General features: G+C 74.7%; 22 protein-coding genes and 1 tRNA gene. 9 read left to right on the top strand and 14 right to left on the bottom strand.

Annotated elements, in window-relative coordinates:
- Nucleotides 1–101: 101 nt before the first annotated feature.
- The 5 genes from OG994_RS00845 to OG994_RS00825 form a co-directional block, all read right to left on the bottom strand.
- The gene (locus tag OG994_RS00845) at nt 102–956 is read right to left on the bottom strand and encodes a hypothetical protein (RefSeq protein ID WP_328851902.1); all 855 of its coding nucleotides are present in this window, start codon (nt 954–956) and stop codon (nt 102–104) included.
- 165 nt (nt 957–1,121) lie between these two features.
- Nucleotides 1,122–2,051, bottom strand: a complete 930-nt coding sequence (locus OG994_RS00840) for an LLM class F420-dependent oxidoreductase (RefSeq protein WP_328851901.1) — start codon at nt 2,049–2,051, stop codon at nt 1,122–1,124.
- A gap of 128 nt (nt 2,052–2,179) precedes the next feature.
- Nucleotides 2,180–2,842, bottom strand: a complete 663-nt coding sequence (locus OG994_RS00835) for a response regulator transcription factor (RefSeq protein WP_328851900.1) — start codon at nt 2,840–2,842, stop codon at nt 2,180–2,182.
- Nucleotides 2,839–4,950 (bottom strand): sensor histidine kinase, encoded by a 2,112-nt coding sequence (locus OG994_RS00830; RefSeq protein ID WP_328851899.1) that lies wholly within the window; start codon nt 4,948–4,950, stop codon nt 2,839–2,841. The genes OG994_RS00835 and OG994_RS00830 overlap by 4 nt, the downstream gene beginning before the upstream one ends.
- A 25-nt stretch (nt 4,951–4,975) precedes the next feature.
- Nucleotides 4,976–5,665, bottom strand: coding sequence for a hypothetical protein (locus tag OG994_RS00825; RefSeq protein WP_328851898.1), 690 nt, complete (start codon nt 5,663–5,665; stop codon nt 4,976–4,978).
- A gap of 211 nt (nt 5,666–5,876) precedes the next feature.
- Between OG994_RS00825 and OG994_RS00820 the strand changes: the two genes are divergently transcribed.
- Complete coding sequence (locus tag OG994_RS00820; RefSeq protein ID WP_240033084.1) at nt 5,877–7,106, top strand: acyl-CoA dehydrogenase family protein; 1,230 nt, start codon at nt 5,877–5,879, stop codon at nt 7,104–7,106.
- 99 nt (nt 7,107–7,205) lie between these two features.
- Here OG994_RS00820 and OG994_RS00815 read toward each other — a convergent pair whose 3' ends face one another.
- The 3 genes from OG994_RS00815 to OG994_RS00805 all read right to left on the bottom strand — a co-directional run bounded on the left by OG994_RS00815 (nt 7,206) and on the right by OG994_RS00805 (nt 9,617).
- Nucleotides 7,206–8,243 carry a hypothetical protein gene (locus tag OG994_RS00815; protein ID WP_328851897.1) on the bottom strand — a complete coding sequence of 346 codons (1,038 nt, stop codon included), beginning with the start codon at nt 8,241–8,243 and terminating at the stop codon, nt 7,206–7,208.
- The gene (locus OG994_RS00810) at nt 8,243–8,512 is read right to left on the bottom strand and encodes a hypothetical protein (protein WP_120330320.1); all 270 of its coding nucleotides are present in this window, start codon (nt 8,510–8,512) and stop codon (nt 8,243–8,245) included. The genes OG994_RS00815 and OG994_RS00810 overlap by 1 nt, the downstream gene beginning before the upstream one ends.
- Before the next feature lie 310 nt (nt 8,513–8,822).
- Nucleotides 8,823–9,617, bottom strand: a complete 795-nt coding sequence (locus OG994_RS00805) for a class I SAM-dependent methyltransferase (protein ID WP_328851896.1) — start codon at nt 9,615–9,617, stop codon at nt 8,823–8,825.
- Between the two features lie 120 nt (nt 9,618–9,737).
- On the opposite strand from OG994_RS00805, the gene OG994_RS00800 reads away from it, so the two are divergent.
- The 6 genes from OG994_RS00800 (at nt 9,738) to OG994_RS00775 (ending at nt 16,000) form a co-directional block, all read left to right on the top strand.
- Nucleotides 9,738–10,244 (top strand): SRPBCC family protein, encoded by a 507-nt coding sequence (locus tag OG994_RS00800; protein ID WP_158610130.1) that lies wholly within the window; start codon nt 9,738–9,740, stop codon nt 10,242–10,244.
- Between the two features lie 60 nt (nt 10,245–10,304).
- Nucleotides 10,305–11,375, top strand: a complete 1,071-nt coding sequence (locus OG994_RS00795; protein WP_456238362.1) for a sigma-70 family RNA polymerase sigma factor — start codon at nt 10,305–10,307, stop codon at nt 11,373–11,375.
- Entirely contained in the window at nt 11,372–11,911 is a 540-nt protein-coding gene (locus OG994_RS00790) for a dihydrofolate reductase family protein (protein ID WP_328851894.1), read from the top strand. The genes OG994_RS00795 and OG994_RS00790 overlap by 4 nt, the downstream gene beginning before the upstream one ends.
- A 366-nt stretch (nt 11,912–12,277) precedes the next feature.
- Nucleotides 12,278–14,464: an MMPL family transporter gene (locus OG994_RS00785; protein ID WP_328851893.1), complete on the top strand. Its 2,187-nt coding sequence runs from the start codon at nt 12,278–12,280 to the stop codon at nt 14,462–14,464.
- 26 nt (nt 14,465–14,490) lie between these two features.
- On the top strand, nt 14,491–15,510 hold the full coding sequence (locus OG994_RS00780; protein ID WP_328851892.1) for a carboxymuconolactone decarboxylase family protein: 1,020 nt from the start codon (nt 14,491–14,493) through the stop codon (nt 15,508–15,510).
- Nucleotides 15,503–16,000, top strand: a complete 498-nt coding sequence (locus OG994_RS00775; protein WP_328851891.1) for a DUF1772 domain-containing protein — start codon at nt 15,503–15,505, stop codon at nt 15,998–16,000. Before OG994_RS00780 ends, OG994_RS00775 begins: the two co-directional genes overlap by 8 nt.
- 76 nt (nt 16,001–16,076) lie before the next feature.
- Here the strand turns inward: OG994_RS00775 and OG994_RS00770 are convergent, their stop codons facing one another.
- From OG994_RS00770 to OG994_RS00760, 3 genes are all read right to left on the bottom strand, one after another.
- Nucleotides 16,077–16,769 (bottom strand): aldehyde dehydrogenase family protein, encoded by a 693-nt coding sequence (locus OG994_RS00770; protein WP_328851890.1) that lies wholly within the window; start codon nt 16,767–16,769, stop codon nt 16,077–16,079.
- A gap of 188 nt (nt 16,770–16,957) precedes the next feature.
- On the bottom strand, nt 16,958–17,764 hold the full coding sequence (locus OG994_RS00765) for a MerR family transcriptional regulator (RefSeq protein WP_328851889.1): 807 nt from the start codon (nt 17,762–17,764) through the stop codon (nt 16,958–16,960).
- Complete coding sequence (locus tag OG994_RS00760) at nt 17,757–18,287, bottom strand: VOC family protein (RefSeq protein ID WP_328851888.1); 531 nt, start codon at nt 18,285–18,287, stop codon at nt 17,757–17,759. The genes OG994_RS00765 and OG994_RS00760 overlap by 8 nt, the downstream gene beginning before the upstream one ends.
- Nucleotides 18,288–18,423: 136 nt before the next feature.
- Here OG994_RS00760 and sigJ point away from each other — a divergent pair, with 136 nt between their 5' ends.
- Together sigJ and OG994_RS00750 are read left to right on the top strand one after the other, a co-directional pair.
- Nucleotides 18,424–19,365, top strand: a complete 942-nt coding sequence (gene sigJ, locus OG994_RS00755; protein WP_328851887.1) for an RNA polymerase sigma factor SigJ — start codon at nt 18,424–18,426, stop codon at nt 19,363–19,365.
- Between the two features lie 86 nt (nt 19,366–19,451).
- Nucleotides 19,452–20,387, top strand: coding sequence for an NAD-dependent epimerase/dehydratase family protein (locus OG994_RS00750; protein ID WP_328851886.1), 936 nt, complete (start codon nt 19,452–19,454; stop codon nt 20,385–20,387).
- A gap of 194 nt (nt 20,388–20,581) precedes the next feature.
- Here the strand turns inward: OG994_RS00750 and OG994_RS00745 are convergent.
- The 3 genes from OG994_RS00745 to OG994_RS00735 form a co-directional block, all read right to left on the bottom strand.
- Nucleotides 20,582–20,658 (bottom strand) — tRNA-Ile (locus OG994_RS00745).
- Nucleotides 20,659–20,971: 313 nt separating this feature from the next.
- Nucleotides 20,972–22,234 (bottom strand): NAD(P)/FAD-dependent oxidoreductase, encoded by a 1,263-nt coding sequence (locus OG994_RS00740; protein WP_328851885.1) that lies wholly within the window; start codon nt 22,232–22,234, stop codon nt 20,972–20,974.
- The gene (locus OG994_RS00735; RefSeq protein ID WP_328851884.1) at nt 22,224–24,344 is read right to left on the bottom strand and encodes an MMPL family transporter; all 2,121 of its coding nucleotides are present in this window, start codon (nt 24,342–24,344) and stop codon (nt 22,224–22,226) included. Before OG994_RS00735 ends, OG994_RS00740 begins: the two co-directional genes overlap by 11 nt.
- Between the last annotated feature and the right edge of the window lie 633 nt (nt 24,345–24,977).

Genomic DNA, 24,977 nt, shown 5'->3' with positions numbered 1-24,977 from the left:
GGCGGCCGTCGCGCTGCGCGGCACGCTCGCGGCCGGCACGGGCGCGTCCGGTGCGACGGCCTCCACCTGACGCGGTACGGCGGGGTCGGTGCGTTCGTGGGTCACGTGCTCGGCTCCCGATCGGTCGTGCGGTCGTCGGCGAGGGCGGCGCTGAGCGACCGCAGCGCCTCGTCGACCTGTGCGGTGCTGTAGCCGCGGGCGGCGACCGTGAGACCGGCCGCCCGGGCCTGCTCGACGGCGGCGCGGGCCGCCTGGCGTTCCGGTGCCCCACCCCAGGCCAGGGCTTCCTGCCCCTGGCGGATGAGGCGGTCGACGGGGTTCGTCTCGTAGCCGCGCAGCCCCATCGTGAGGTCGTCGACCGGGAAGGCGGCCCGCCGGCGGGCGAGCAGGTCGACGAACCGCTCCCCGCCGTGCCGGGCCAGCGCGGCGGCCACGTCGTCGGGCCTCTCCCGCACCTGGCCGAGGTCGAGCAGCTCCACCGCGGGACGGCCGTCGACGGGGTGCCGCGCGGTGGCCGGCGCGCCGAGGGCCACCCCCGGGGCGGGCACCACCAGCAGGCGGGGCGGGGCCGGGACGCCCGCGACGGGCGGCGGCGCGTCGAGCACGAGCGCCTGGATCTCCGTCCACCGGATGAGCCGGCGCAGCCCCGGCCGCCGTACCGTGATCCCGTCCGGCCCGATGCCGAAGCGGAACGGACGCAGCGCGCCGAGCAGCACCACACCGCCCAGGGCCACGGCGCCGATCGCCACGAGGTTGCGCAGCAGCGACCGCTCGCTCGGCAGGGCCAGCAGGACCACGCCGCCCAGTACGCAGACCGCCGGCAGCACCAGCGAACCGTGGTTGCGGCGCAGTTCCACGTCCTGACCCCCGTCCTGACCGTGGTCGTCGGTGTGCGCATCCTCCCGGCGGGCCGGCCGGTGCGGCACCCGCCGATCGGGCACGGTTGGCACCGGCATCCGGGGGAACCCTACGCCCATGAGCAGTCACCGACTCCCGCGACGTTCCGGGGGGTTCCCGGACGCGTCGTCGCCCGGGCCCCGGCCCACGCCGGCGCCCCCGCCGGCCCCGACGCCGGTGCCGACCCCCGCGCCGCCGCCCCGGCGGGAGCACCGTCCGGGCGGTCAGAGCTTCGACATCACCTCGGCGGCGACCAGCTCGATGTGGTCCAGGTCGCTCAGGTCGAGCACCTGGAGGTAGATGCGCTGGCTGCCGACGGCCGCGTACTGGCCGATCTTGTCGACGATCTCCGCGGGCGTGCCGGCGAGGCCGTTGGCGCGCAGCTCGTCCGGCTCCCGGCCGATGGCCGCGGCCCGGCGGGCCACCTCGGCGTCGTCCCGCCCGCAGCACAGCACCAGCGCGTTCGACCAGCACAGCTCGGCCGGGTCACGGCCGATCTCGGCGCACGCCGCCCGGACCCGGTCGAACTGGGCCGCCGAGTCCGCCACCGAGGCGAACGGCAGGTTGAACTCGTCGGCGTACCGGGCGGTGAGCTGCGGGGTGCGCCGGCGACCCATGCCGCCGAGCAGGATCGGCGGGCGCGGGGACTGCACCGGCTTCGGCAGGGCCGGCGAGTCCGCCACCGGGTAGTAGCGCCCGTCGTAGCTGAACGTCTCGCCGCGCGGCGTCGCCCAGAGGCCGGTGATGACGGCCAGTTGCTCCTCCAGCCGGTCGAACCGCTCGGCCAGCGACGGGAAGGGGATGCCGTACGCGGTGTGCTCCTCGGCGAACCAGCCGGTGCCGATGCCCAGCTCGACCCGGCCGCCGCTCATCTGGTCGACCTGCGCCACGGTGATCGCCAGCGGGCCGGGAAGGCGGAAGGTCGCGGCGGTCATCAGGGTGCCCAGCCGGATGCGGCTGGTGTCGCGGGCCAGGCCGGCGAGGGTCGTCCACGCGTCGGTGGGGCCCGGCTCCCCGCTCACCTCACCCATCTTCAGGTAGTGGTCGGAGCGGAAGAACGCGCCGTAGCCGGCGTCCTCGGCGCAGCGGGCCACGGCGAGCAGGTCGTCGTAGGTGGCGCCCTGCTGGGGTTCGGTGAAGATCCGCAGTTCCATGCCCCGAGCATATGGAGCCGGTCCGGGCGCCGCCCGGGCGACCGGCCACTCGGGCCGGCGCCACGGCGCGCCACCGGCGGGGCCGGCGGCACACCGGCGCACAGCCCCGGCCGCTCGTCGACGACCTCTCAGACCTGGCCCAGCCCGGCCTGCCGGGCCCGCTGGATCGCCTGGCCTCGGTCGGCGACCTGGAGCTTGGTGAGCACGTTGGAGAGGTGGTTGCGCACGGTCTTCGGGCTCAACGTGAGCCGGCGGGCGATGACCACGTTGCTCAGGCCCTGGGCGACCAGGTCGAGCACCTCGCGTTCCCGGTCGGTGAGTTCCGGGAACGGCACCGGGCCGGCCGTGCGCGCCCCGGCCAGGAAGCCCACCGCCCGGCTGGCGATCACCGGGCCGAGCAGCACCTCGCCGTTGGCGACCGCCCGCACGGCGCGCTCCACCTCGGCCGGCGCGGCGCCCTTGAGGAGGTAGCCGCGGGCGCCGGCGCGCAGTGCCGCGAAGACCGAGTCGTCGTCGTCCAGCATGGTGACCACGAGCACGCCGATGTCCGGGTGCCGCCCGACGATCTCCCGGGTCGCCTCCACGCCGGAGCGCCCGCCCAGGTGCAGGTCCATGACCATCACGTCGGGGCGTACGGTGTCGGCGACCCGCAGCGCGCCGTCCGCGTCCGCCGCCTCGCCGACGACCCGCAGCCCGGCCGTGGACGACAGCAGCGCGGTCATGCCCAGCCGGAACACCGGGTGGTCGTCGACGACGGCCACCCGGATCTCGTCCGCGCCGCCCGTGCTCACGACGGCACCGCCGCCGGACGCGCGACCGCCGCCGCGTCCGGGTCGCCGGCCACGGCGCACCGGTCGTCGGGGACGTGCACGGTCACGACGGTGCCACCGGCGGGGCCCGGGCCGATCCGGCAGCTGCCGCCGATCCCCTCGGCGCGTTCCCGCATGGACAGCATCCCGATGCCGGTCGGCGCCCCGGACGGGATGCCTCCGCCGTCGTCGCCGACCCGGACCGTCACGCCGGAGGCGTCCCGCTCCACGCTGATGTCGCAGTTACGGGCGCCGGAGTGCCGGTACGCGTTGGCCATCGCCTCGGCGACGATCCCGTAGACGGCGGTGGCCACGGGCTCCGGCAGCGGCAGGGCGGGCGCCGCCACCCGCACGGTGAGACCGGACCGCTCGTACCGCTGGGCCAGCTCGTGCAGCGCGGGCGCCAGGCCGCGCTCGCCGAGCACCGGGGGGAGCAGGTCGCGGGCCAGGTCGCGGATCTGCTCGACGCCCTGGTCCAGCTCGTCCCGCAGGCGTTCGAGCAGGTGGCCGGCCGCGGCCGGGTCGGTGGTGAGCAGGTTGCGGGCGGCCTGGAGGCCGAGCGCGACGCCCGCGAGGGCGGGGCCGAGCCCGTCGTGGAGATCGCGGCGCAGCTTGCGGCGCTCGGAGTCACGCGCGTCGGCCAGCCGCGCGCGGGAGGCGACCAGCGCCCGGCTGGTCGCGGCGAGGCTGGCCGCCGAGGAGACCACCGGCACCAGGTCCACGAGAGCGGCCCTGGTCCGCCCGTCCAGCCGCTCGCCGGCCGGGGCCCACGCGGTGAGCCGGCCCACCTCCCGGTCACCGCGACGCAGCGGCAGGACCAGGGGCTCCCCCACCGGTCCGGCGGACGCGTGGTGGGCCGTGCACGGCTCCGGTCCGTCCACGACGATCCCGCAGGCGCCGAGGCGGAGCAGGTCGGTGAGGCTCTGCGCCACCCCGGTCAGCACGTCGGCGGGGTCCTCGGCGGCGCTGATGCGGTGGCCCACGCGGCGTACGACGCCGAGGGGCTCGGCCGCGGCGCCGTGGATCAGCCGGTCGACCCAGCGCTGCACCCGGATCCGGCCCGGCTGCACGCCGGCCGCCACGAGCGCGGTGACGAGCACGCCGGGCACGGCCGGGGTGGTCGGCAGCAGCGCGTCGAGCGCCGAGACCCCCAGCACGTACGCGGCGACCAGCAGGAACGTCATGAGGAACCAGACCAGGGTGCGGCGGACGGCGATCTCGATGCCCCAGAGCCGTTGCCGCAGCACCACCGCGAGGACGGCCGCGGGGAAGAACGCCTGTGAGGCGAGCATCGCCGTGGGCGCCAGCCAGTCGGCCAGGTGCGCGACCGGGCCGGCGGGCAGCGCCACCGGACCGAAACTCAGGGCGAGCAGCACCGTGCCGACGGCCAGCCAGCCCAGACCGACCCGCTCGGTGGCCGGGCCGGCCCGCCAGCGCCACGCCACCCCGGTGGCGGCCACCAGGCCGAGCAGCGGCACGGCCGCCATCACCACCGGCTGGACCGCCACGATGAGGTCCGCCCAGGCGGCGCTGCGGATCGGCAGCGGCGCGCGCGGACCGGAGGTCGGGCCGGGCCACGTGAGCTGGAACAGCTCGAAGGTGGCGACGACCAGCGTGCCGGCGAGCACCGCCGCCCGGGCGGGCCACGGCAGCCGTCCCTCCCGGACCAGCCAGGGCAGGACGACGATGAGCGAGAGCATGCCGGGCGCCCAGGCCCAGTACTGCGCGGAGGTGAGCAGCACCGGGTCGGGCAGGGTCGGATGCACGGTGAGGAGGTCGGCGTACTGGGCGCTGAGCGCGCTGACCCCGCCGCCGACCCCGGTGGCGGCCAGCAGCCACGCCACCGGGTGACCGCGGCGCAGCAGGATCAGCCAGGCCACCGCGCCGTAGACGGCGCAGTCGGTGAAGTCGACAAGGAAGTACAGCTGGGACAGCCCCCACGGCCGGCGGGCGGCCGCCCAGCAGACCGCGGTGGCGACGACGAGGAGCGCGCACCCGACGAGAACCGACCACGCGGCGGCCGGGTGGCGACGGTCGCCACCGGCCGCCGCCCGGTCCGCGGCGTCCGGTCCGCCCGGCTGAACTGGCATGCCCGGAATCCTGGCAGCCGAGCGGTCAGTTGCCGATCCTCCGACGCTCCAGCGCGAATGTCAGTCCGGCGACAGTCGCCCACAGGCCGCCCGGCACCAGCGCGAGGTACTGCAACGGGACCAGCTGGGTGGCGGCCACCAGCAGGGCGACCAGCAGGCTGAACACCGCGAACCAGCGGCTCACGGCGCGGCGGCGCAGCCCGGCGACCGCCACGGCGGCCGCCGTCAGCCCCACACCGGCCCACACCCACGGGAACGTGTTGTAGCCGGCGGCGAGGCCGGCCAGGGTGTCCGGGTCGGTCTCGTCGAGGTGCAGCAGGCCGAAGTACAGCTCGGTGGCGACGCCGCCGCCGACCAGCAGCAGCGCCGCGGTCAGCAGCAGCCCCACGGCGGCCACGTCGGGAAGCAGGCCGCCGGCGGGTTCCCGCGCGGCCAGGCGGCGCCGCAGGCCCGCCGCGAAGACGGCCAGGCAGCCGGCGGCCAGGCTCGTCACGATCTGGTACGCCCAGACGTACGCCTCGTTGCCGGCCAGTGAGCCGACGTAGCGGGCGTTGTCCGCGAACAGCGCGGTGTCGGCGTCGGTGGCCGCGACCGTGACGAAGAGCCCGACGAGCCCGGTGAGACCGCCCACCGCGCCGGCCAGTGCCCAGCCGCGTCCGTGGGACGCGGCGGTCGTGGCGGCCGGGGTCGGGACGGTGTCGACGGAGACGGACATGCGGTACCTCCTCGGGACGTGCGCCGCCGCGTGCCGGCCGCGCTCTGCCCGCGAGCGTCCACGTCCCGGTGTCCCGGCCGCATGTGCGCGGTGTCCCGACCGCCCGGGCGTCTTCCGCTCGTCGCCGGACTCCGGCCGTTCGGACGTCCGCGGGATCCTCCTCGACGTCCCGGCCGGACGGTGCCGATGTCCCTGGCGGTCGGGTCGCCCGGTGCTCCACGGTGGAACCCGCCCGCCGGGGGCGGCGGAGCGGGCCGACGAGCGCGAGGAGGAGCCGATGGAGCAGCAGGACCGGCTGGTCGAGGCCGTGACGGAACTCGCGCCGGAGCTGTCGCGGCGCGCCGGCGAGATCGAGGCGGCCCGCGACATCCCGGGCGACCTGCTCGACGCGCTGCGGGCGGCGGGCTGTTTCCGGATGTTCGTGCCGCGCAGCCACGGCGGGTACGAGGCGGACCTGCGGACGGGGCTGCGGGTGCTGGAGACGCTCGCGCGGGCCGACGGCTCCACCGGGTGGACCGTGATGATCGGTTCGGAGACGCCGCACCTGCTGGCCATGCTGCCGAGGGAGCGGTTCGACAAGATCTACGCCGACGGCCCGGACGTGGTGGTGGCCGGCGGGTTCGCCCCGCAGGGCCGGGCGGAGCTGGCCGACGGCGGTTTCCAGGTGACCGGGCGCTGGGCGTACGCGAGCGGCAGCCGGCACGCCGACCTGATCTTCGGCAACTGCGTGCTGACCGGCGACGGGGAGCCGCTGCCCGGGCCCTCGGGCGCACCGCCGGAGCTGCGCTCGATGCTGTTCCCGGCCGGCCGGGTCACCGTGCACGACACCTGGCACGCGCTCGGCCTGCGCGGCACCGGCAGTCACGACATCGAGGTGTCGGACGAGTTCTGCGCCGCGAGCGACAGCTTCGACCTGTTCACCGGTACGCCCTGCGTGCCCGGGCCGGGCTTCGTCGCGCCGCTGGTCCACTTCGTGCTGCACCTCGGCGCGGTGGCGGTCGGCATCGCGCAGGGAGCGCTGGACGACATGGTGGCGATGCTCGACGGCGGCCGGCAGCGGCTCTACGCCCGTCAGTCCCTGGCCGACTCACCGGCGTTCCGGATCCAGCTCGGTCGGGCGGAGCTGGACGTGCGGGCCGCGCGGACGCTGCTGCGCGAGCTGGCCGACGACCTGTGGGCGGCCTGCGCCACCGACCCCGCGGCGGTGGCCGGGCTCCACCCGCGGGTCTCCGCCGCGCTGCCGTGGGTGACCGAGCGGGCGATGGCCGCGGTGGACACCTGTTACCGGGCGGCCGGGGGCGGGGCGTCCCGGGACGGCGCACCGCTGCAACGCCGGTTCCGGGACATCCACACGTTCAGCCAGCACGCCGCGGCGGCCGAGGGCTGGCTGGGCAACAACGGCGCCCGCCTTTTGGGTCGCCCGGTGGAGCTGGCGTACTGAGTTCCCGCTCCGGGCACCGGGGGGTTGCCCGCGAGCGGGTGGAAGGCGCGGCCGGCCGCCCGGGGCACCACGGGCGGCCGGCCGTCGCCGTCGTGGCGGTCAGACGTACGGGCGGGTGGCGTACGCGGACTTGAGCGCCGCGAGGCCCGGCGCCTTGGGCGACAGCGTGCCCCAGCCGGAGTTGAAGTAGTTCGTGCGGACGATCCTCGGCCCCCGCTCGGCGTTCAGCTTCGCGATGGCCGCCGGGACGGTGGCGATCCAGGCTGCCTGGTTCGGGATCTCCGCCACCCGGACGCCCCACTCGGCGATGATCACCGGTCGGGAGAGCGCGACGGGGCCGAGGTCGGCGACGGCCCAGTCCCTCGTACGCCGGAAGCGGTCCAGGGCGGTGTGGTTGGCGGCGGTCGCGTAGACGTTCCACTGGAGGTGGTCCAGGCGCGACATCAGCGACTCGGGGTGGGTGCGCTGGAAGCACGCGCGGTCGAAGCCGCCGACCCCGACGGAGAACGTCGTGCCGGCCGGCAGCGAGCGCGCCCGGAACCAGTTGACGATGTACGTCATGGCCTGCACCGCCCGGGCGTCCGACTCCGCCCAGGTGTACGCCCGGCCCGCCTCGGACGTGCCGAACTCGTGGTCGGTGTCCAACTCGGAGGCGAGCTGGATGTTCACCGGGAAGCCCAGGGCGCGGTACTGGGACAGCGCGCGGGCCAGCAGGCCGTCGCACTGCCCGGCGAGCACCTGGCCGTAGCCGTACGCCTTGGGCCAGGTCGTCCCGGGGCGCTGCTGGATGGTCATGGCGGGCGCCGGGACGGTGTACGACGTGCCGTCGACGGCGAAGGTCTGCGGGCCGGCGTTCGGCGCGCCGTAGTGCTTCAGCTCCAGCACCATGTTGACCTGGACGCCCGACCTGCCGAGCGTCGTGAGCCACTGTTTCTGGTAGCCGGGGAACACGTACCCGTCGGCGAGGCTGCGGTACTGGGTGAGCGAGCGGATGTTGCCGCCCGCGATGTCGGCCGTCGGGTCGGCGCCGCCGGAGAGGTAGTAACCGCCCAGCACCGGCGCGGCGATCGCGTAGTCGGCGGTCGCCGTGGCCGTGCGCCCGCCGGAGTCGCGCACCGTGACCGTCACCCGGGGCATCACGCCACCGCCCGGTAGACGGCCACCGCGCCGTTGTCGGACAGCCGGGCCCAGGATCGGCCGGAGTCGTCGGTGACGGTGACGGTGAGCGGGTCGATGACGGCGGCCACGCGGACGGGGGCGCTGCTGTTGCCCTGGGCGTCGGTGACCACGATCGTGACGGTCAGCGGTCTCGTGTCGGCGTCACCGTAGGTGACGGTGAGGGTCATCTGGTCGCCGGATGAGTAGGTCGACGCGTTCAGGGTCGCGGTCGCGGTGGGAGCGGCCATGCCGGCCCCTCCTTCCTTCCTCGGCGCCGGACCGGCTCGTGGCCGGCGGACCGGCGGTGGTCGTGGGTTGCGGCAACGACCGGAGCTGCCGGGGCGTGGTCCGCCGCGGCTCCTCCGGGATGCCAGGTTCCGGCCGGCCGGGGGCCGCTCGTGCGGGCGGGTGGCCGGTGGCGCGGCGGTGCGCCGGTCCTGGTGGCGGTGGCTCGGGCGCCTCTGACCTGCTACAACAGTGCGACGTGAAGCCGCCCGGCGTCCTGTCCGTTATCAGACAGATCAGCCGGTACGCGAGAACTGCCCGCGTTGTCGCGCGTCAGGCCGGCACGGTGCCGCGTACGGCCCACGCTCGGGCGGTGAGGCGGATCGCGCCGTCCGGGCCGGCCGGCACCCGGGAGGCCAGCAGGTCGCGCAACGCGTCGCGGTGCGGCGCCGGCAGCGCCATGAGGTACGCGGGCGCCGCGCCCTGCCCGCCGAGGAACGGCCGCCAGTAGTCGTCGAAGTCCGCGAAGTCGGTGGGCACCTCGATGGGGCGCACCGTCACGGACCGTAGACCGGCGTCCGCCCAGAGGGTGCCGAGGGGCGTCGGCGCGCAGATCGCGAAGCGGGCGGCCTCGTCCAGCTCGGCCGCGAGCGGGTCGAGTTCCGCCGCGGCGTCCCAGAAGTGCCGCATCAACGCCATGCCGTCGGCGTAGTCCCACACGTACGCGGCGACCGTCCCGCCAGGCCGGACGACGCGGGCGAACTCGGCGACGGCGGCCGCCGGGTCGGGGACGAAGTTGAGCGTGAGCCCGCTGGCCACGACGTCGACGCTGCGGTCCGGCAGCGGCAGCGCACGGGCGTCGCCGACGTGGAAGGCGGCGCGCGCGTCGGCCACCCGGTCCCGCGCGTGGGCCACGAACCCGTGGGACGCGTCGACGCCGGTGACCCGCGCCGGCTCGGCCCGGTCGAGGACGGCCGCGGTCAGCGCGCCCGTGCCGCAGCCCACGTCCAGCCACCGGCGGCCCGACGGCGGGGCCAGCCAGCGGACGATCTCGGCGGCGACCAGACGGCTCCACCGGCCCACGTACGCCTCGTACGCCTGCCCGTCGGCCCAGACCTCGCGCGTCATGCCGGAACCCTACGCCCGGACCGGCCGGCCGACCATCGGCGGATCCTCCGTGAGCAGGTTTGACGGGCGGGTGCCCGGGCAAGCGCCACCGACGAGCCGGACGAGCCTGTGGAGGTCGCCGTGCGCCACCCACCCCGCCGGGACGGCTCGGCGGTCGAGGCGCGGGTGACCGTGGAGCGCCCGGTCGCCGACGTCTTCGGCTTCTACCGCGACCTGGAGAACCTGCCCCGCTTCCTCGGTGACGTCACCGAGGTCCGGCGGACCGGGCCGGCGACCTACCGCTGGACCGTCGTGGGCCCGCTCGGCGTCCGGGTGCGGTCCACGATCAGGCTCACGGAGGCGCGCGCCGACGAGCTGATCCGCTACGAGACGACCGGCCCGCCCGGACTGCGCGCCCGCTGGACGGTCCACTTCACGCCCGGCCCCGGGCGCACGGAGGTGCACCAGGTCCTGGCGACGCCGCTCGGCGCGGTGGGCCACGCCCTGCTGCGCCTCGTCGGCAAGCCACCGGGCGCCGAGGTGGCGGCGAACCTGCGCCGGTTGAAGCAGGTCCTGGAGACGGGCGTGGTGACCGACACCGACCACGCGGTCGCCGGCAAGTTCGGCCGCCGCCCGCCGGAGCGCTGACGCTGACCGGCCTCCCCCGCCGGCGTCGACGCGACGGGTTCGGCCGGGCGGCGGGGTAGCGTGCGAGGCGTGAGCGACGACGGGGCCACCACCGGGAGCGCCCTGGCCCGGGACGCCTTCGCCGAGGTCGCCGAGCGGTACCGGGGTGAGCTGCGGGTGCACTGCTACCGGATGCTCGGATCGTTCGACGAGGCCGAGGACCTGGTGCAGGAGACGCTGCTGCGGGCGTGGAAGGGCCTCGACGGGTTCCAGGGGCGCTCGTCGGTGCGCGCCTGGCTGTACCGGATCGCGACCAACGCCTGCCTCGACGCGCTCGACGGCCGGGCCCGGCGAGCCCTCCCGCACCACGTCGGGCCGCCGTTCGACGGACGCCAGCCGCCACGCGACGGCGTCGACGTGCCGTGGTTGCAGCCGTTCCCGGACCGTCTGCGGGAGCCCTCCGCGCCGCCCGCCGACGGGCCGGCGGAGGCGGTGGTCGCCAGGGAGACCCTGGAGCTGGCGTTCCTCGCCGCGATCCAGCACCTGCCGCCGCGGCAGCGGGCCGCGGTGATCCTGCGCGACGTGCTGGGCTGGCCGGCCCGGGACACGGCCGACGTGCTGGGCAGCAGCGTCGCGTCGGTCACCAGCGCCCTGCAACGGGCCCGCGCCACGCTGCGGGAGCACCTGCCGCCGGGCAGGGCCGACTGGGCGCCGCCCGCGCCACCCACCGAGGAGCAGCGGGCGGTGCTGCGCCGGTACATGGCCGCGGTCGAGCGCGGTGACCTCGCCGCCATCGCCGATCTGCTGGCCGAGGACGTGCGTACGTCGATGCCGCCGTACCCGCAGTGGTTCGCCGGACGGGCCGCGGTGCTCGCGGCGCTGGCGACGAGCTGGGACGCCGGCTCGCCGGAGTACGTGGGGATGTTGCGCATGGTGCCGGCGTACGCCAACGGCCAGCTCGCCGCCGCGACCTACGCGCGGCGACCCGGGGAGTCGTCGTACACGCCGTTCGGGATCGGGGTGGTGAGCGTCGAGGGGGGCCGGATCGTGGAGATCGTCGCCTTCCACGACCCGGCGCTGTTCCCGGCGTTCGCGCTGCCGCCCACGTGGACCGATGAGCTTTTCCGGCAACCACCGTCTCCACACACATGACCAAGGTTCTCTACTCCGCCACCATGTCGCTCGACGGGTTCATCGCCGGCCCCGGCGGCGACATGTCCTGGCTCACCGAGCACGTCGGCGGCCCCAACCCGCTGGCCGACGACCTCCTCGACCGGATCGGCGCGCTGCTCGTCGGCGCCCGCAGCTTCCACGGCGACGACCCGAACCGCGGCACCGACAAGGAGGGCGCCTTCGGCGGCGCGTGGAAGGGACCGCAGTTCGTGCTCACCCACCGGCCGCCGGCCGACCCCGTGCCCGGGGTCACCTTCGTCAACGACCTGGAGCGCGCGGTGACCGCGGCCAGGGCCGCCGCCGGTGACCGGTACGTCAACGTCATCGGAGCGAACGTCGCCGCGCAGTGCCTGGCGGCGGGCCTGCTCGACGAGATCCTCGTGTTCGTCGCGCCCGTGCTGCTCGGCGACGGCGTGCGGCTGTTCGACCACCCCGGCGGCACCCGCGTACGACTGGACCCGGTCACCGTCGCGGCGGAGCCGGTGCCGGCGTTCTGGATGTCGGTCCGGCGGTGAGGCCGGCGGGCGCCTGTACCGCCGGCAGGTGGTGCGGACGCCCGGCGTGCCACCGAGCGGCGTACCGCGTACGTGGTAGGGGGCGGCGCGCCGTGCGGCGGGCACAGTAGGCACGTACCACGTGGGCAGTAGGCACGAGTGTCCACGTCCGCGGGACGCCCGGCGGCAGCTTCGCGACCACGATCAAGTCACCGGCGAACACCGGCCTGATCGTGGGAGGACTCACGTGCCTGAACTGACTGGACGCGGCGTATCCCGGGCCGTCGGCCCGGGCCGCGCACCGGGCGTGGCGGAACGAGGATGGGCGACGGCCGCCGTCACCGCGTCGCCGGCCGACGACGCCCGCGCACGCGACGAGGACGCGTGATGCGGGGACTCACCCGGTGGGTCCTGTCCCACCGCCTGCTGGTGACCCTCGTCTGGGTGGTTCTCGCTGTGGCGGGCGGCGCCACGGTGAGCGGCACCATCGACAGCCTGAGCAACGAGTCGCGGCTGCCGGACGCACCCGCCCAGCTCGCCAACGACGCGATCGACGAGCACTTCTCCGGCACCGGCGGCAAGAACGCGCCGCTGCTGCTGACCGTCACGGCGCCCGACGGCGTACGCCTGGACGCCGCACCGTACCGCGAGCAGTGGGGCGAGCTGGTCGAACGGGCGACCCCGGCCGGCGGACGGAGCGTCTCGTACGCCGACAGCGGCGGAGGGCAGTCCCTGTTGTCGCCCGACGGGCGCAGTACCGTCGCGCTGATCTATCCGCCCGCGGCCCCGGGCCCTGCTCCGTACGCCCAGTCGCTGCCGGCGATCCGGCAGGCGATCGCAGGCGCGCGGATCGCCGGAGCGCCTGTCGAACTCACCGGCCAGCCCCTGCTGTCCGGCCGCGACAGTGGCGCACCGCGCAGCCCGATCGTCGAGACGCTGATCGGCGCGGTCGGCGCCCTGGTCGTCCTCGCGGTGGTGTTCGCCAGCGGCCTGGCCGTCGTGCCGCTGCTCATCGCGGCGGTCGCCATCCCCACCACGTTCCTGCTGGTCCGGCTGCTCACCGGCGTGACCGAGGTGTCGTTCATCGTGCAGTACCTGGTGGCGCTCATCGGTCTGGGCATCGCCATCGACTACGCCCTGCTCGTCGTCACCCGCTGGCGTGAGGAACGGAGTCGGATCGATGTGACCGACCCCGGGCAGCGCCGGGCCGCCATCGTCGCCGCCGCCACCAGCGCCGGGCACGCGGTCGCCCTGAGCGGTGCCACCGTGGCGATCTCCCTGGCGGCACTCGTCGTCCTGCCCGTGCCGTTCCTGCGCAGCGTCGGCTACGCCGGCCTGCTCATTCCGCTGGTCAGCGTCGCGGTCGCCCTGACCCTGCTGCCCGTCCTGCTGCACACCCTCGGCGGACGGCTCGACCGGCCACGCCGTGCCTACCGCGCCGACAGCCGGCTGTGGACGCGCATCGCCCGGCTCACCACCCGCCGCCCGGTCCTCGCCGCCGTGGTGAGCGGTGGACTGCTGCTCGCCCTCGCCGCGCCGGCGTTCACCATCCGCCTGGGTCAGCCGGACACCAGCACCCTCGGCCACGGCGGTCGGCCCGCCGCCGTGTACGCCCAGCTCGTCGAGGCCGGACTCGGCGCGGGCATCGCCCGGCCGGTGGAGGTGCTGACCACGGCCGACCCGGCGGCGACGGCGAACCGGCTGCGGAGCGTCGACGGCGTCGCCGGAGTGGCCGCGCCCGCGGACTGGTCGACGGCGGACATGCACGTGATCGACGTCTGGACCGTCCACGATCCGGCCGACGACGCGGGACGCGACGCGGTGGCCGAGGTCATCGCGAGCGCACGTTCCCAACCCGGCACCCTCGCCGGCGGCGGCGCCCCGCTGGACACCGACTTCGTCGACGCCGTCTACGGCTCCCTGCCGCTCATCCTCGTCGTGGTCGCGCTGCTCACCTTCCTCGTCCTCGCCCGCACCCTGCGATCGGTGCTGCTCCCGCTGAAGGCCCTGGTCCTGAACGGGCTGTCCACCGCCGCCGCCTACGGCGCCGTGGTGCTCATCTGGCAGCAGGGGTACGGCAGCGACGCGCTCTTCGACACACCCGCCACCGGCGCGATCACCATCTGGGTGCCGATGGCGGTCTTCGCGTTCCTCTTCGGCCTGTCCATGGACTACGAGGTGTTCATCCTGCACCGCATCCGTGAGGCGCACCTCGACCTGACCCGACAGGGAGGGCGGGACACCACGGCGGCCGCGACGGTCACCGGCATCAGCCGCACCGGCCGACTGGTGACCTCCGCCGCGCTCATCCTCTTCCTGGCCTTCACGGCCCTGTCCACCATCCCGATCACGGATGTGAGGATCTTCGCCACGGCGCTCGCGGCGGGCATCATCATCGACGCCACCGTCGTACGAGGGCTGCTGACGCCCGCGCTCGTCGCTCTGCTGGGCAGGGCCAGCTGGTGGTTCCCCGCGCCACTGGCCCGTGTGCTGATGACCCGGCCGGAGCCCTCGCCTCCCGCCGCGGCGACCCCGACCACCGACACCCGCGCCGAACTCGCGGGTCGTCCGTAACTCCCGTAACCCCTCTGGAGGACACCATGTCACCGTACGTACGGCACGTCACCCCCGTCGCTCCCGAGCAGGCCAGCGGCCTGGTGGCCCGGGTCTACGACCAGGTCGACGCCGAGGCGAGCAGCATCGGTCCCGCGGTCCGGATGACCTCCCCCGCACCGGAGATCCTGGCCGCCGGATGGGTGCTCAACCGCGAGGCGCAGTTCGTCGGCACCGCTCCCGTCCTCGACAAGACGCTGGTGGCGCTCGGCGTGTCCCAGGCGAACCGCTGCGACTACGACACCCTCGCCTGGCTGGGCGCCCTGCGGCTGCTCGGTCGGCCGGAGCTGGCCGACGCCATCGAACAGGGCGAACCGCTCGCCGACGCCCGGCTCGACACGCTCCTGCGCTGGGCCCGCTCGACCGCCACCGCCGGGGCGCCCGCGCCGCTGCCCGGCGAGCCGGTCGCCGAGTACGTCGGCACGGCGCTGTTCAGCCACTTCATCAACCGCATGGTGCTCGCCATGCTCCCTCCGGGGCTCACTCCCGGCACCCTGGACCCCGCCGACGAGCCCGCCTTCGAGGGAGCCCCGGTGTTCCGACGGTGGGAGCGCGATCGGACCCCGGGTTCCAGCCTGTCCCTGCTGGCCGGCCTGCCCAAGGGACGGGTGCCGGAGTGGGCGGGTGACGCACCGGCGGGCCGGGCGTACGCCACCCTCGCCGCGGTCTCCCGCCAGGGAGCCGGACTGCTCGGCGAGGCGGCACGCGACGTCGTGCACGAGGTCGTCGCGGCGCATCGAGGCCGTCGTACGGCGGACGTCGACCGACTCGACGCGCCGCTCGCGACACTGACCGAGCGGGACCAGACGGGGGCGCGCGTCGCCATCCTCGCCGGCCTCGCTCCCGAAGCCCTCACCGACGAGCAGGTCGCCGCCTGGCGGGCCACCGACCCGCGGTACTCCGACCACTGCACCGTCTACCTGCTCGCGTACGGCGCGATGGCCGCCGTCGGTCATGTCGAGGCGGACCTCGCCGCGGCGCGCGGCGCCGGAGCGGCGGATGCGTGACCGGCTCGCCCTGGGCTCCGCCCTGCTCTCCACCGGGCTGCTCGCCGGCGCCTTCTCCTATGCCCTCGTCTCCGTCGTGCCGACCTTCGACGCGGTCCCGCTGGACGTCCACCTGCAGTACCGCACGGCTCTGATGCGCATGAACGGCATCTTCATGCAGGCGCTCATGGCGGTGAGCCTGCTCACCTCGTTCTGGCTCGCCGTCACGATGCGGGCCAGGGCCCGGTGGTACGCCGCCGGAGCCGGCCTGCTCGCGCTGACCTCGCTGCTCGTCACCCGCTTCGGGAACGTCCCGATCAACGGGAAGATCAAGACGTGGTCGGCGGCTTCGCTCCCGCCCGATCACGCCGAACTCCTGCGGCGCTGGGAGGTCTTCCACAACGTCCGTACGACTACCGCCGTCGCCGCCTTTCTCCTGCTGGTCGTCCTCGTCAACGCGGCACGACGGGGCCCGGCGGGCAGCCCGCGGACGGGCCTCGCCGTCCGCTGACCGCGGCCGGGACCCCGTGCCGGAGGTGCGCCACGAGGTGCGGACGCACACCAGTCACGGGGTCCCGCCGCGCCCGTCACCGCATCACGGACCGGGGCTCCAGGAAGCCCTCGAGGCCGAAGCTGCCGTACTCCCGCCCGAGGCCCGACTGCTTGAACCCTCCGAACGGGGACAGCGGCTCGTACCCGCCGTTGACCGACACCCGGCCCGCCTCCAGACGGGACGCGACGCGGCGTGCCCGCGCCGGGTCGCCGGAGAACACGTAGGCGTGCAGGCCGTAGGTGGTGTCGTTGGCGATCTCGACGGCGTGGTCCTCGTCGCGGTAGGTGATGACCGACAGGACCGGTCCGAAGATCTCCTCCCGGGCGATCGTCATGTCGTTGGTGACGTCGGCGAACACCGTCGGCCGCACGTAGTAGCCGTCGGGGAGTCCGTCGGGACGACCGGGTCCGCCCACCACGATGCGGGCGCCTTCCGCCAGGCCACGGTGGATGTAGGACTGGACCCGTTCCCACTGCCGCTGGCTCACCATCGGCCCGATGCGGGTCGCCGGGTCGCGCGGGTCACCGACGGGGTGGTCGGTCGCCACCTTCCTGGCGATGAGCGCGAGGACGTCGTCGAGCTGGTTCTCCTGGACGAGGATGCGGGTGCCGGCGGTGCACGCCTGCCCGCTGTTGACGAATCCGACCCCATGGTCCGCCCGACCTCGGCGGAGCCGCTGTCCGCGCCCACCCCTCCCCCGCGCCCAACCCTCCCCGCGATCTTGCACTTCCTGCCCCGGCGAAAGGGGATAGATGGGTCATTTCAAGGGCACAAACTGCAAGATCGGCGGGGCGGGCGGGGGCCGGGGTGGGCGGGGCCGGGGCGGGGCGGGGCCGGCAGGCGGCGATCGTCCCGGCGCCGACGGGCGGCGATCGTCCCGGCACCGCGCCTCGTCGGCGGCGTCCGGCCCGCGCTCTACTGCCAGGTGGCCGTGTCGGGGTCGATGCCGTGGGCGCGGGCGCTGGCGTCGATGCTGCGACGGAACCACGTGGCAAGGCCGGCGCGGATGCCATCGTAGTGGGCGGCGAAGGCCGGATCGGCCTCGAACATGCGGCCGAGACAGACCTGCATCTGCCTCGTGAGGGGGAAGTACGACGAACTGAACAGCTCGCGGTGCCGCTCGACGAGGTGATCCGCTTCCGGGCTGCCAGGGGTCACACCGGCGTCGACCGCGTACCCGAGGGCACGGTCGAGGTCGGCAACGGCGTCGGCGACGGCCTGCCATTCCTCGGCACTGCGCGAGGCGGAGCGTTCGGCGTACTGCTGCCACTGCGCCGTGTCTCCGTAGCGCTGACGGGCCTGCGCGTGCTGGTCCGCGTTCCACTCCGGGCCGAAGATCGCGGCCTGCTGCTCGGCGGTCAGCAGCAGGCCGCGCTCGTGGGCGTCGATCATCCGGTCCAGCCCGGCGCTGAGCTGCCGGAGGCGGTCGATCCGCTGGGCAACCTGGGTGCGCTGCGCGCGCAGGGCGCCGAGCACGTCCGCGGTCGGGTCGTCCAGGACGGCCCGGATCCTCTCCAGGCCGAGGCCGATCTCCCGGTAGACGACGATGCGGTGCAGGCGTTCCAGGTCGCCGGCGGTGTAGAGCCGGTATCCGGCCGCCGTACGCAGCGACGGCCGTGCCAGACCGATGTCGTCCCAGTGGTGCAGCGCGCGGACCGTCACGCCCAGCCGCGTCGAGACCTGACCGACGGTCAGGCCATCGGCGTCGGCGGCATCAGGCATGCTCCCCATTGTCGCCGCGGGCGTCCGGGTGGGTGATCCCGACGGCGGCGAGGTCGCGCGCCTCCTGACTGGCCGGATCCCACGGCTTCGCCGCCGTGAAGACGATCCGCGCGTTCTCCGGAGTGATCACTTCCACGTCCCGGGTGTTCCAGGGAGTGTCCCGTGGGCCGTCGACCGAGTTCGGGCGCAGCGCACGACAGGCCTCGACGATGCCGTCGACCTGATTGAGCACGCAGGAGAAACTGACGCTCAACGCCGGCGTCTGCTCCGGAACGCTCGCCGCCGGGACGAGGAGCACGTCCTGGAACGCCCACCGGCGCAGATGCACCACCTGCTCGGTGCCGAACAACTCGATGAACCCGAGCCCGCGAGTCCAGAACTCCACCGACGCCGCCAGATCGGCCGTGGGGATCCGCACGAACGCGGGCATTCCGTAGATGCCCCGGAACGGCTCCGGCGCGACGGCGTCCGGGCCGGGAGTGGGCACGGGGCTGATCTCGAAAGCGTTGTAGTAGTCGCTCATGTGCCCCACCCTCCTGCCTCACGCGGCGTGAGGGTCAAGCCCGGCGTGCGGTGCCGCGACCGACGTCGGGGCCGGGTACCGCCGGCGTGGGGTCTCCGCCTGGGGCGGGAGGCGTTGCGGGAAATAGGATCAGGTCATGCCTCTGACCGCGGACGACGTCGCCCGATTCGAGCTGTCGAGGCGCCGTCTGGAGGCCATCGCCTACCGCCTCCTCGGGTCCGCGGACGAGGCGGAGGACGTGGTGCAGGAGACGTTCCTGCGCTGGCAGGCCGCCGACGTCGACCACGTCGAGGTTCCCGAGGCCTGGCTCACGAAGGTCCTCACCAACCTGTGCCTCAACCAGCTCACCTCCGCGCGGGCCCGCCGCGAGACCTACGTGGGCCGTTGGCTCCCCGAGCCGCTGCTCGCGGGGGACCCGATGCTCGGCCCGGCCGACACCGCCGAGCAGCGCGAATCCGTGTCGTACGCGGTCCTCACCCTCATGGAGCGTCTGTCCCCCAACGAGCGGGCCGTGTACGTGCTGCGGGAGGCCTTCGACTACCCGCACCGGGAGATCGCCGAGATCCTCGACATCACCGAGGCCGCCAGCCAGCAGATCTTCCACCGCGCCAAGAAGCACGTCGCGTACGGCAAGGCCCGCACCGAGATCGACCAGTCCGCCGCCCGGCGGATCGTCGAGGAGTTCCTCGCGGCCGCCACCAGTGGCCGGACCGACGAACTCGTGCGCCTGCTCACCAAGGACGCCATCTCCGTCGGCGACGGCGGTGGGAAGGTGCCGGCACGCACCAAGGCGTTCGAGGGCGCCGTCGCGGTCGCGACGTTCGTGCGCGCACTGTTCACGCCCGCCCAGGCCAAGCGTGCCATCGTCGGCGGCTCGCCCGAGCTGTACGCCTGGGCCGCCAACGGCGAACCCGCCGTCGTGGCCGTCGTGGAAGGCCGGGTCGTCGCCATCATGTGCCTGGAGGTCACCGCCGAGGGCATCACTGCCTGCCGTACGCAGGCGAACCCCGACAAGCTCGAACGCGCGACCGCACAGTGGGCCGCGACCCACCACGGGGAGCCCCTGCTCGTGCTATGACGCGCGTCACCCTCGCCTCCTGTCAGGGATCGGCGGGCCATCCGGTTCAAGTGGCAGATCCGAACCGGACAGCAAGGGAGCCGACGATGAGAGTGCTGGTGGCAGGAGCGACCGGGGCGATGGGCACGGAACTGGTGCCGCGGCTGGTCGATGCGGGACACGAGGTGTTCGCCATGGTCCGCAGCGAATCCAGCAGGGCCAGGGCATCGCAGCTGGGCGCCGTACCGGTCGTCGCCGACGCGCTGGACCGCGCCCAGGTCGAGGCGGCCGTGCGCCAGACGGCCCCCGAGGTGATCGTCAACCAGCTGACCGCCATCGGGCACATCGACACCCGGCGCTTCGCGCGCAGCTTCGCGGCCACCGACCGGCTGCGCACCGAGGGCACCGACAACCTGCTCGCGGCCGCACGCGCCACCGGAGTACGACGGTTCGTCGCCCAGAGCAACGGCGCGTTCGCCTACACGCGGACCGGCGGGCCGGTCAAGACCGAACAGGACCCGCTGGACCGCTCGCCGGTCGCCGAGATGGCCTCGATGATCGCCGCGGTCGAGCACCTGGAGAAGGCCGTGCTGGGCGCCACCTGGGTCGAAGGGATCGTGCTGCGCTACGGCGCGTTCTACGGCCCCGGCACCTCCATGGCGCCGGGCTCACAGCAGCTCGAGATGATCCGCAGGCGCAAGTTCCCGATCGTCGGCGACGGCGGCGGGGTGTGGTCCTTCGTCCACGTCGCCGACGCCGCCGAGGCCACGGTCGCGGCCGTGGAGAAGGGCGGCCGTGGTGTCTACAACATCGTCGACGACGACCCCGCCCCGGTCGCCGAGTGGCTGCCGGAACTGGCCGCGATGCTCGGCGCCAAGAAGCCGCTGCGCGTGCCGCGGTTCGTCGGACGGCTGGCCGCCGGAGAGGCCGGCGTCGTCCTCATGACCGAACTGCGCGGCGCGTCCAACGCCAAGGCCAAGCGCGAACTGGGCTGGCACCCGAAGCACCCCACCTGGCGCCGCGGCCTCCAGGTGGCGTCGTGACCCGCTGAGCGTCGTCTTGCACGTCAGCAGGTGTTCGGGGAGTTCGAGAGCCGGTCGGGAGGGCGGTCCGGTGAGGAGGGCCGCCCTCCGACCGTTCGACCTGTCGCTGCTCGTGCGGAAACGGTGCGGACCGAGGGCGGCGGCCCTGACGCGCTCCCGCGTCGCCGTCGGCACGCCTGACCAGCCGTTTTTCGTGGTGGGGCGGGCGGGACTCGAACCCGCGACCGAGGGATTATGAGTCCCCTGCTCTAACCGGCTGAGCTACCGCCCCCAGCACCGCGCCGGATCCTATACCCGCCGAACGATCACGGACCAGGGGCGAATCGGGCGCTGTCGCTCATCGGCGTCCGGCTCAGCAGCACGATGGGCAACGCGAGGATAACAGCGCGCAGCCGGCGCGGCGGGGCCACCGCACCGGCTGGCGGCGACCGGCCGGCTCAGGCCCCGGAGCCCTGGCGACGGCCGATTCAGCCGCGAGGCCCCGGCTCACGCCCCGGGTCGTGGCGACCGGCCGGCTCAGCCCTCGATGCCCTGGCCACGAGCCGTCGCCCACGCTCACCGCGCTGGCGAGCCGTCGCTCGCGTTCACCGGGCCGGCGAGCCGTCCCGCCCCTGTGCCCGCAGCTCGGCGAGCACCGCGCCGGCGGCCCGCCACCCGCTGGTTAGCGCGCCCTGGATGGACGGGCTGTCGCGGTGGTCGCCGGCCACGAAGATCCCGTCACCGAGCGCCACCGGCTTGCGCAGCCGCCCCTGGGGCGGGGGCGCGGCGGGCAGCGCGTGGGGAACGGTGACCGTGGTCAGGTGCGTCCAGTCGGCCGTGGAGCGGCCGTAGAGCCGGGTGAGTTCGGCCCGTACGGTCGGCTCGGGCGGCGGTGTCGGACCGACCACCGAGGTGGCCACCAGGTGCCGCCCGGCCGGGGCGTACGTGGGCGCCGCGTTGCTCACCACCACCGTGTTGGCGATCAGCTCGCGGCGGTCACCGTCGAGCACCAGGGTCGGCTCGTCCAGGGGAGGCCGCCCGGTGGCGTGGTAGTAGGTCGTGTAGCTGTGCATGCGTACGCCCGGAAGAGCCGGCAGGAGCGCGGCCGCCGTCGGCGGGTCGACGGCGACCACGACGGCGCGGCACCGGATGTCACCGGCCTGGGTGCGGACCCGGCGGGGCGCGACCTCGGCGACCGGGGTGTCCAGGGCGACGAGGTCGGTCGGCAGCGGTTCGGCGATGGCCCGGGGCAGCGCCGCCATCCCGTCGGCGGGCAGGCCGATCCGGCCGCGGGCGAACGAGCGCAGCACCATGGCGAACACATGGCTGGAGGTTTCCAGCTCCCGGTCGATGAGGACGCCGGAGAGGAACGGGCGGAGCAGTTCCTCGACGATCGCGTCGGAGAGGCCGGCTCGGCGCAGCGCGACCTCGGTGGTGGTCTCCGGAGCGGCCAGCAGCCGGGCGGCGGGCAGGGTGGCGCAGCCGGCGGCGAGCCCGGCCAGCCGGAGCCGGTCGCGCAGCGTGCCCACGTCGGCGAGCGCGGTGCCGGGCGCGCCGGCCGGCTCCCGGAGCGGGTTGACCAGCCGGATCAACCGGTCCCCCTTGCGCACCAGCACGCCGGAGGTGAAGTGCCCGAGGCGCAGGCGGCCCAGGTCGAGCAGGGTGCCGAGCCGCGGGTAGGCGGTGTTGAGCACCTGGAAGCCGCGGTCGAGCAGGTAGCCGTCGACGGCGTCGGTGGCGATCCGGCCACCGAGCCGTCCGCCGGCCTCCAGGAGCCGCCAGGGCACGCCGGCGCGGTGCAGCCGGCGGGCGGCGGCGAGCCCGGCGAGGCCGCCGCCCACGATGACCACGTCCGTGTCAGCCAGCATTCCGCGCCACCTCCACATGGTTCGTCCGGGCCAGCCGGCCCGGCCACCAGACGACCGGCCCGATGTCGTACGCGAGCGCCGGCACCAGCAGCGAGCGGACGACGATGGTGTCGATGAGGACGCCCACCGCGACCGCCGTGCCGAGTTCCACGAGCACGACGAGCGGGAGTACGGCGAGCGCCGAGAACGTCGCGGCCAGCACGATGCCGGCCGAGGTGATCACCCCACCGGTCACGGCGAGGCCGGCCAGCACCCCGGCCCGGGTGCCGCGCCGCACCGCCTCCTCGCGGACGCGGCTCATCAGGAAGATGTTGTAGTCGATGCCGAGGGCGACGAGGAACACGAACGCGAAGAGCGGGAACGCCGCGTCCACCCCCGGGAAGTCGAAGACGTGCCGGAACAGCAGGCCGCAGAGCCCGAGCGTGGCCGCGAAGGAGAGCAGCACGGTCGCGATCAGCAGGACGGGCGCGACCAGCGCGCGCAGCAGCAGGGCCAGGATGACGGCGATGACCGCCAGCACCACCGGGATGATGACGTTCTGGTCCCGTTCGGCGGCCGTGGCGGTGTCCACGTTGATCGCCGTGAAGCCCCCGACCACGACGTCCGCGTCGGGTACCCGGTGCACCGCGGCGCGCAGCTCCCGGACGGTCCGCTCGGCGGCGTCGCTGTCCGGCGGGTCCGCAAGCGTCACCTCCAACTGGACCCTGCCGTCCACCACCAGCGGCGGGCCGGCCGGTCCGGCGCCCGCCGCCCGGTCCCGCGTGAGAGGGCGTACGGCCGCCACGCCCGGCGTGGCCCCGGCCGCCTCGGTGACCTGCCGTGCCGCTTGAGCGTTGGCGATGACGGTGGCCGGGCTGCCGGTGCCGCCCGGGTAGTGCCGGGCGATCGCCTCCTGGCCCGCCACCGACTCCGTACGCGTGGTGAACAGGTCGGACTGGCCGAGCGTGGTGGTGCCGAGCTGGGTGAGGCCGAGCGCGAGGACGCCCAGCGCGACGGCGGTCACCACCCAGAGCAGCCGGGCACGCCGGGCCACGAAGCCCGCCACCCGGGCCCAGAGACCGTGCTCGACCTGCGGTTCGGCCCGGTCGTACCGGGGCCGGCGTGGCCAGAACGCCCAGCGTCCCCCGAGCACGAGCAGCGCGGGCAGGAACGTGAGCATCACGAGCAGGGTCGCGGCGATGCCGACGGCGGCGACCGGGCCGAGCGCCCGGTTGGAGTTCAGGCTGGACAGCAGCAGGCAGAGCAGGCTGAGGATGACGGTGCCGCCGGAGGCGACGATGGCGGGGGCGGCGCCGCGCCACGCGGCCCGCATCGCCTCCCACGGGCGGCCGTGCCGGTGCAGCTCCTCGCGGTAGCGGGCGACGAGCAGGAGCGCGTAGTCGGTGCCGGCGCCGAACACCAGCACCGTGAGGATGCCCTGCGCCTGCCCGTTCAGGGTGACCAGGTCGGCGTCGGCGAGCAGGTAGACGAGCAGCGACGCGAGGGCGTACGACATCCCGGCCGACAGCAGCGGGAAGACCCAGAGCACCGGGCTGCGATAGACGACGAGCAGGATGACCAGCACCACGCAGAGGGTCACCAGCAGCAGCGTCCCGTCGATGGCGGAGAAGACCTCGATGAGGTCGGCGAGCAGGCCCGCCGGCCCGGCCACGTCGACGGTCAGCCCGCCGCTCCCGCCGCCGGTGATCGCGCGCAGCCGCTCCACGACGTCGCCGATCCGTTCCCCCTCGGCGTCGTCGATCGGCACCACCAGCTGGAGCGCCTGCCCGTCCGCGCTGGGGATGGGCGGTGGCAGCGGCCCGACCACCCCCGGCACCTCGGCGAGACGGGCGGCGTCGGCGGCTGCCTTCTGCCGGTCGGCCTCGGTGAGCCCGGAGCGGCGTTCGTAGACCACGAGGGCGGGAGTGGTCTGCCGCGCGACGAAACCGCGGGACAGCTCCTGCGCCCGGGTGGCCTCGGCGTCGGCGGGGAGGAACGCGGCGTTGTCGTTCGTCGCCACGTCACCGAGGCGCCCCGAGTACGGGCCGGCGACCGCGCCGACGGCCAGCCAGGCCAGCACCACGACCGCCGCGATCAGCGTGGCCCGGCCGCGGCCCACCGCTGCGGACATCCGCCCCCATCCGTGATTCACGATCGACGCGGCTGAACCCGAATCGACGCCCCCATCCTGCCGCAGACCACAACTTTCCGGGCAAAAACCCCCTTCTCCGCTCCCCGCTCCAAGGCCCCACGGAGACCCCGAACCCAACCCCGCCCTGCCCCGGTCCCTGTCCGAGCCATGTCCGAGCACTGTCCCTGTCCTAGCCCCACGCCCGCGCCCGCTCCCCGCTCCCCGCTCCCCGCTCCCCGCTCCCAGCTCCCAGCTCCCGTCGATCTTGCAGTTTGTGCCCTCGAAATGACCCTTATTGCCCCTTCTATCCGGGCCGAAAGTGCAAGATCGCGGAGAGGAGTGGGCGCCGCGGGGACGGGTTGCGCGTGTTAGCACGGGGGGCCGGGCGCGGGACACGGGGACCCGGGCATCGGGAGCCCGGGCGCGGGAGCCCGGGTACGCGGAGCCCAGGGGCCGGAAGCACGAGGCACGGCGAGCACGGAGAGCACCGAAAGCGCACGGTCTCGCACCCCTGCTCTCGCCCAGCCCCGCCCCGTCCCGTCCCGCGATCTTGCAGTTTGCGCCCCTGAAATGACCCGTATCGCCCCCTTTGCCAGGGCAGAAAGTGCAAGATCGCGGGGAGCGGGGGCGGGG

This window comes from Micromonospora globbae (genome assembly GCF_036184225.1).
GTDB lineage: Bacteria > Actinomycetota > Actinomycetes > Mycobacteriales > Micromonosporaceae > Micromonospora > Micromonospora globbae.
The sequence above is the reverse complement of the archived record's forward strand: the minus strand, read 5'-3'. Positions and strand labels throughout refer to the sequence as shown.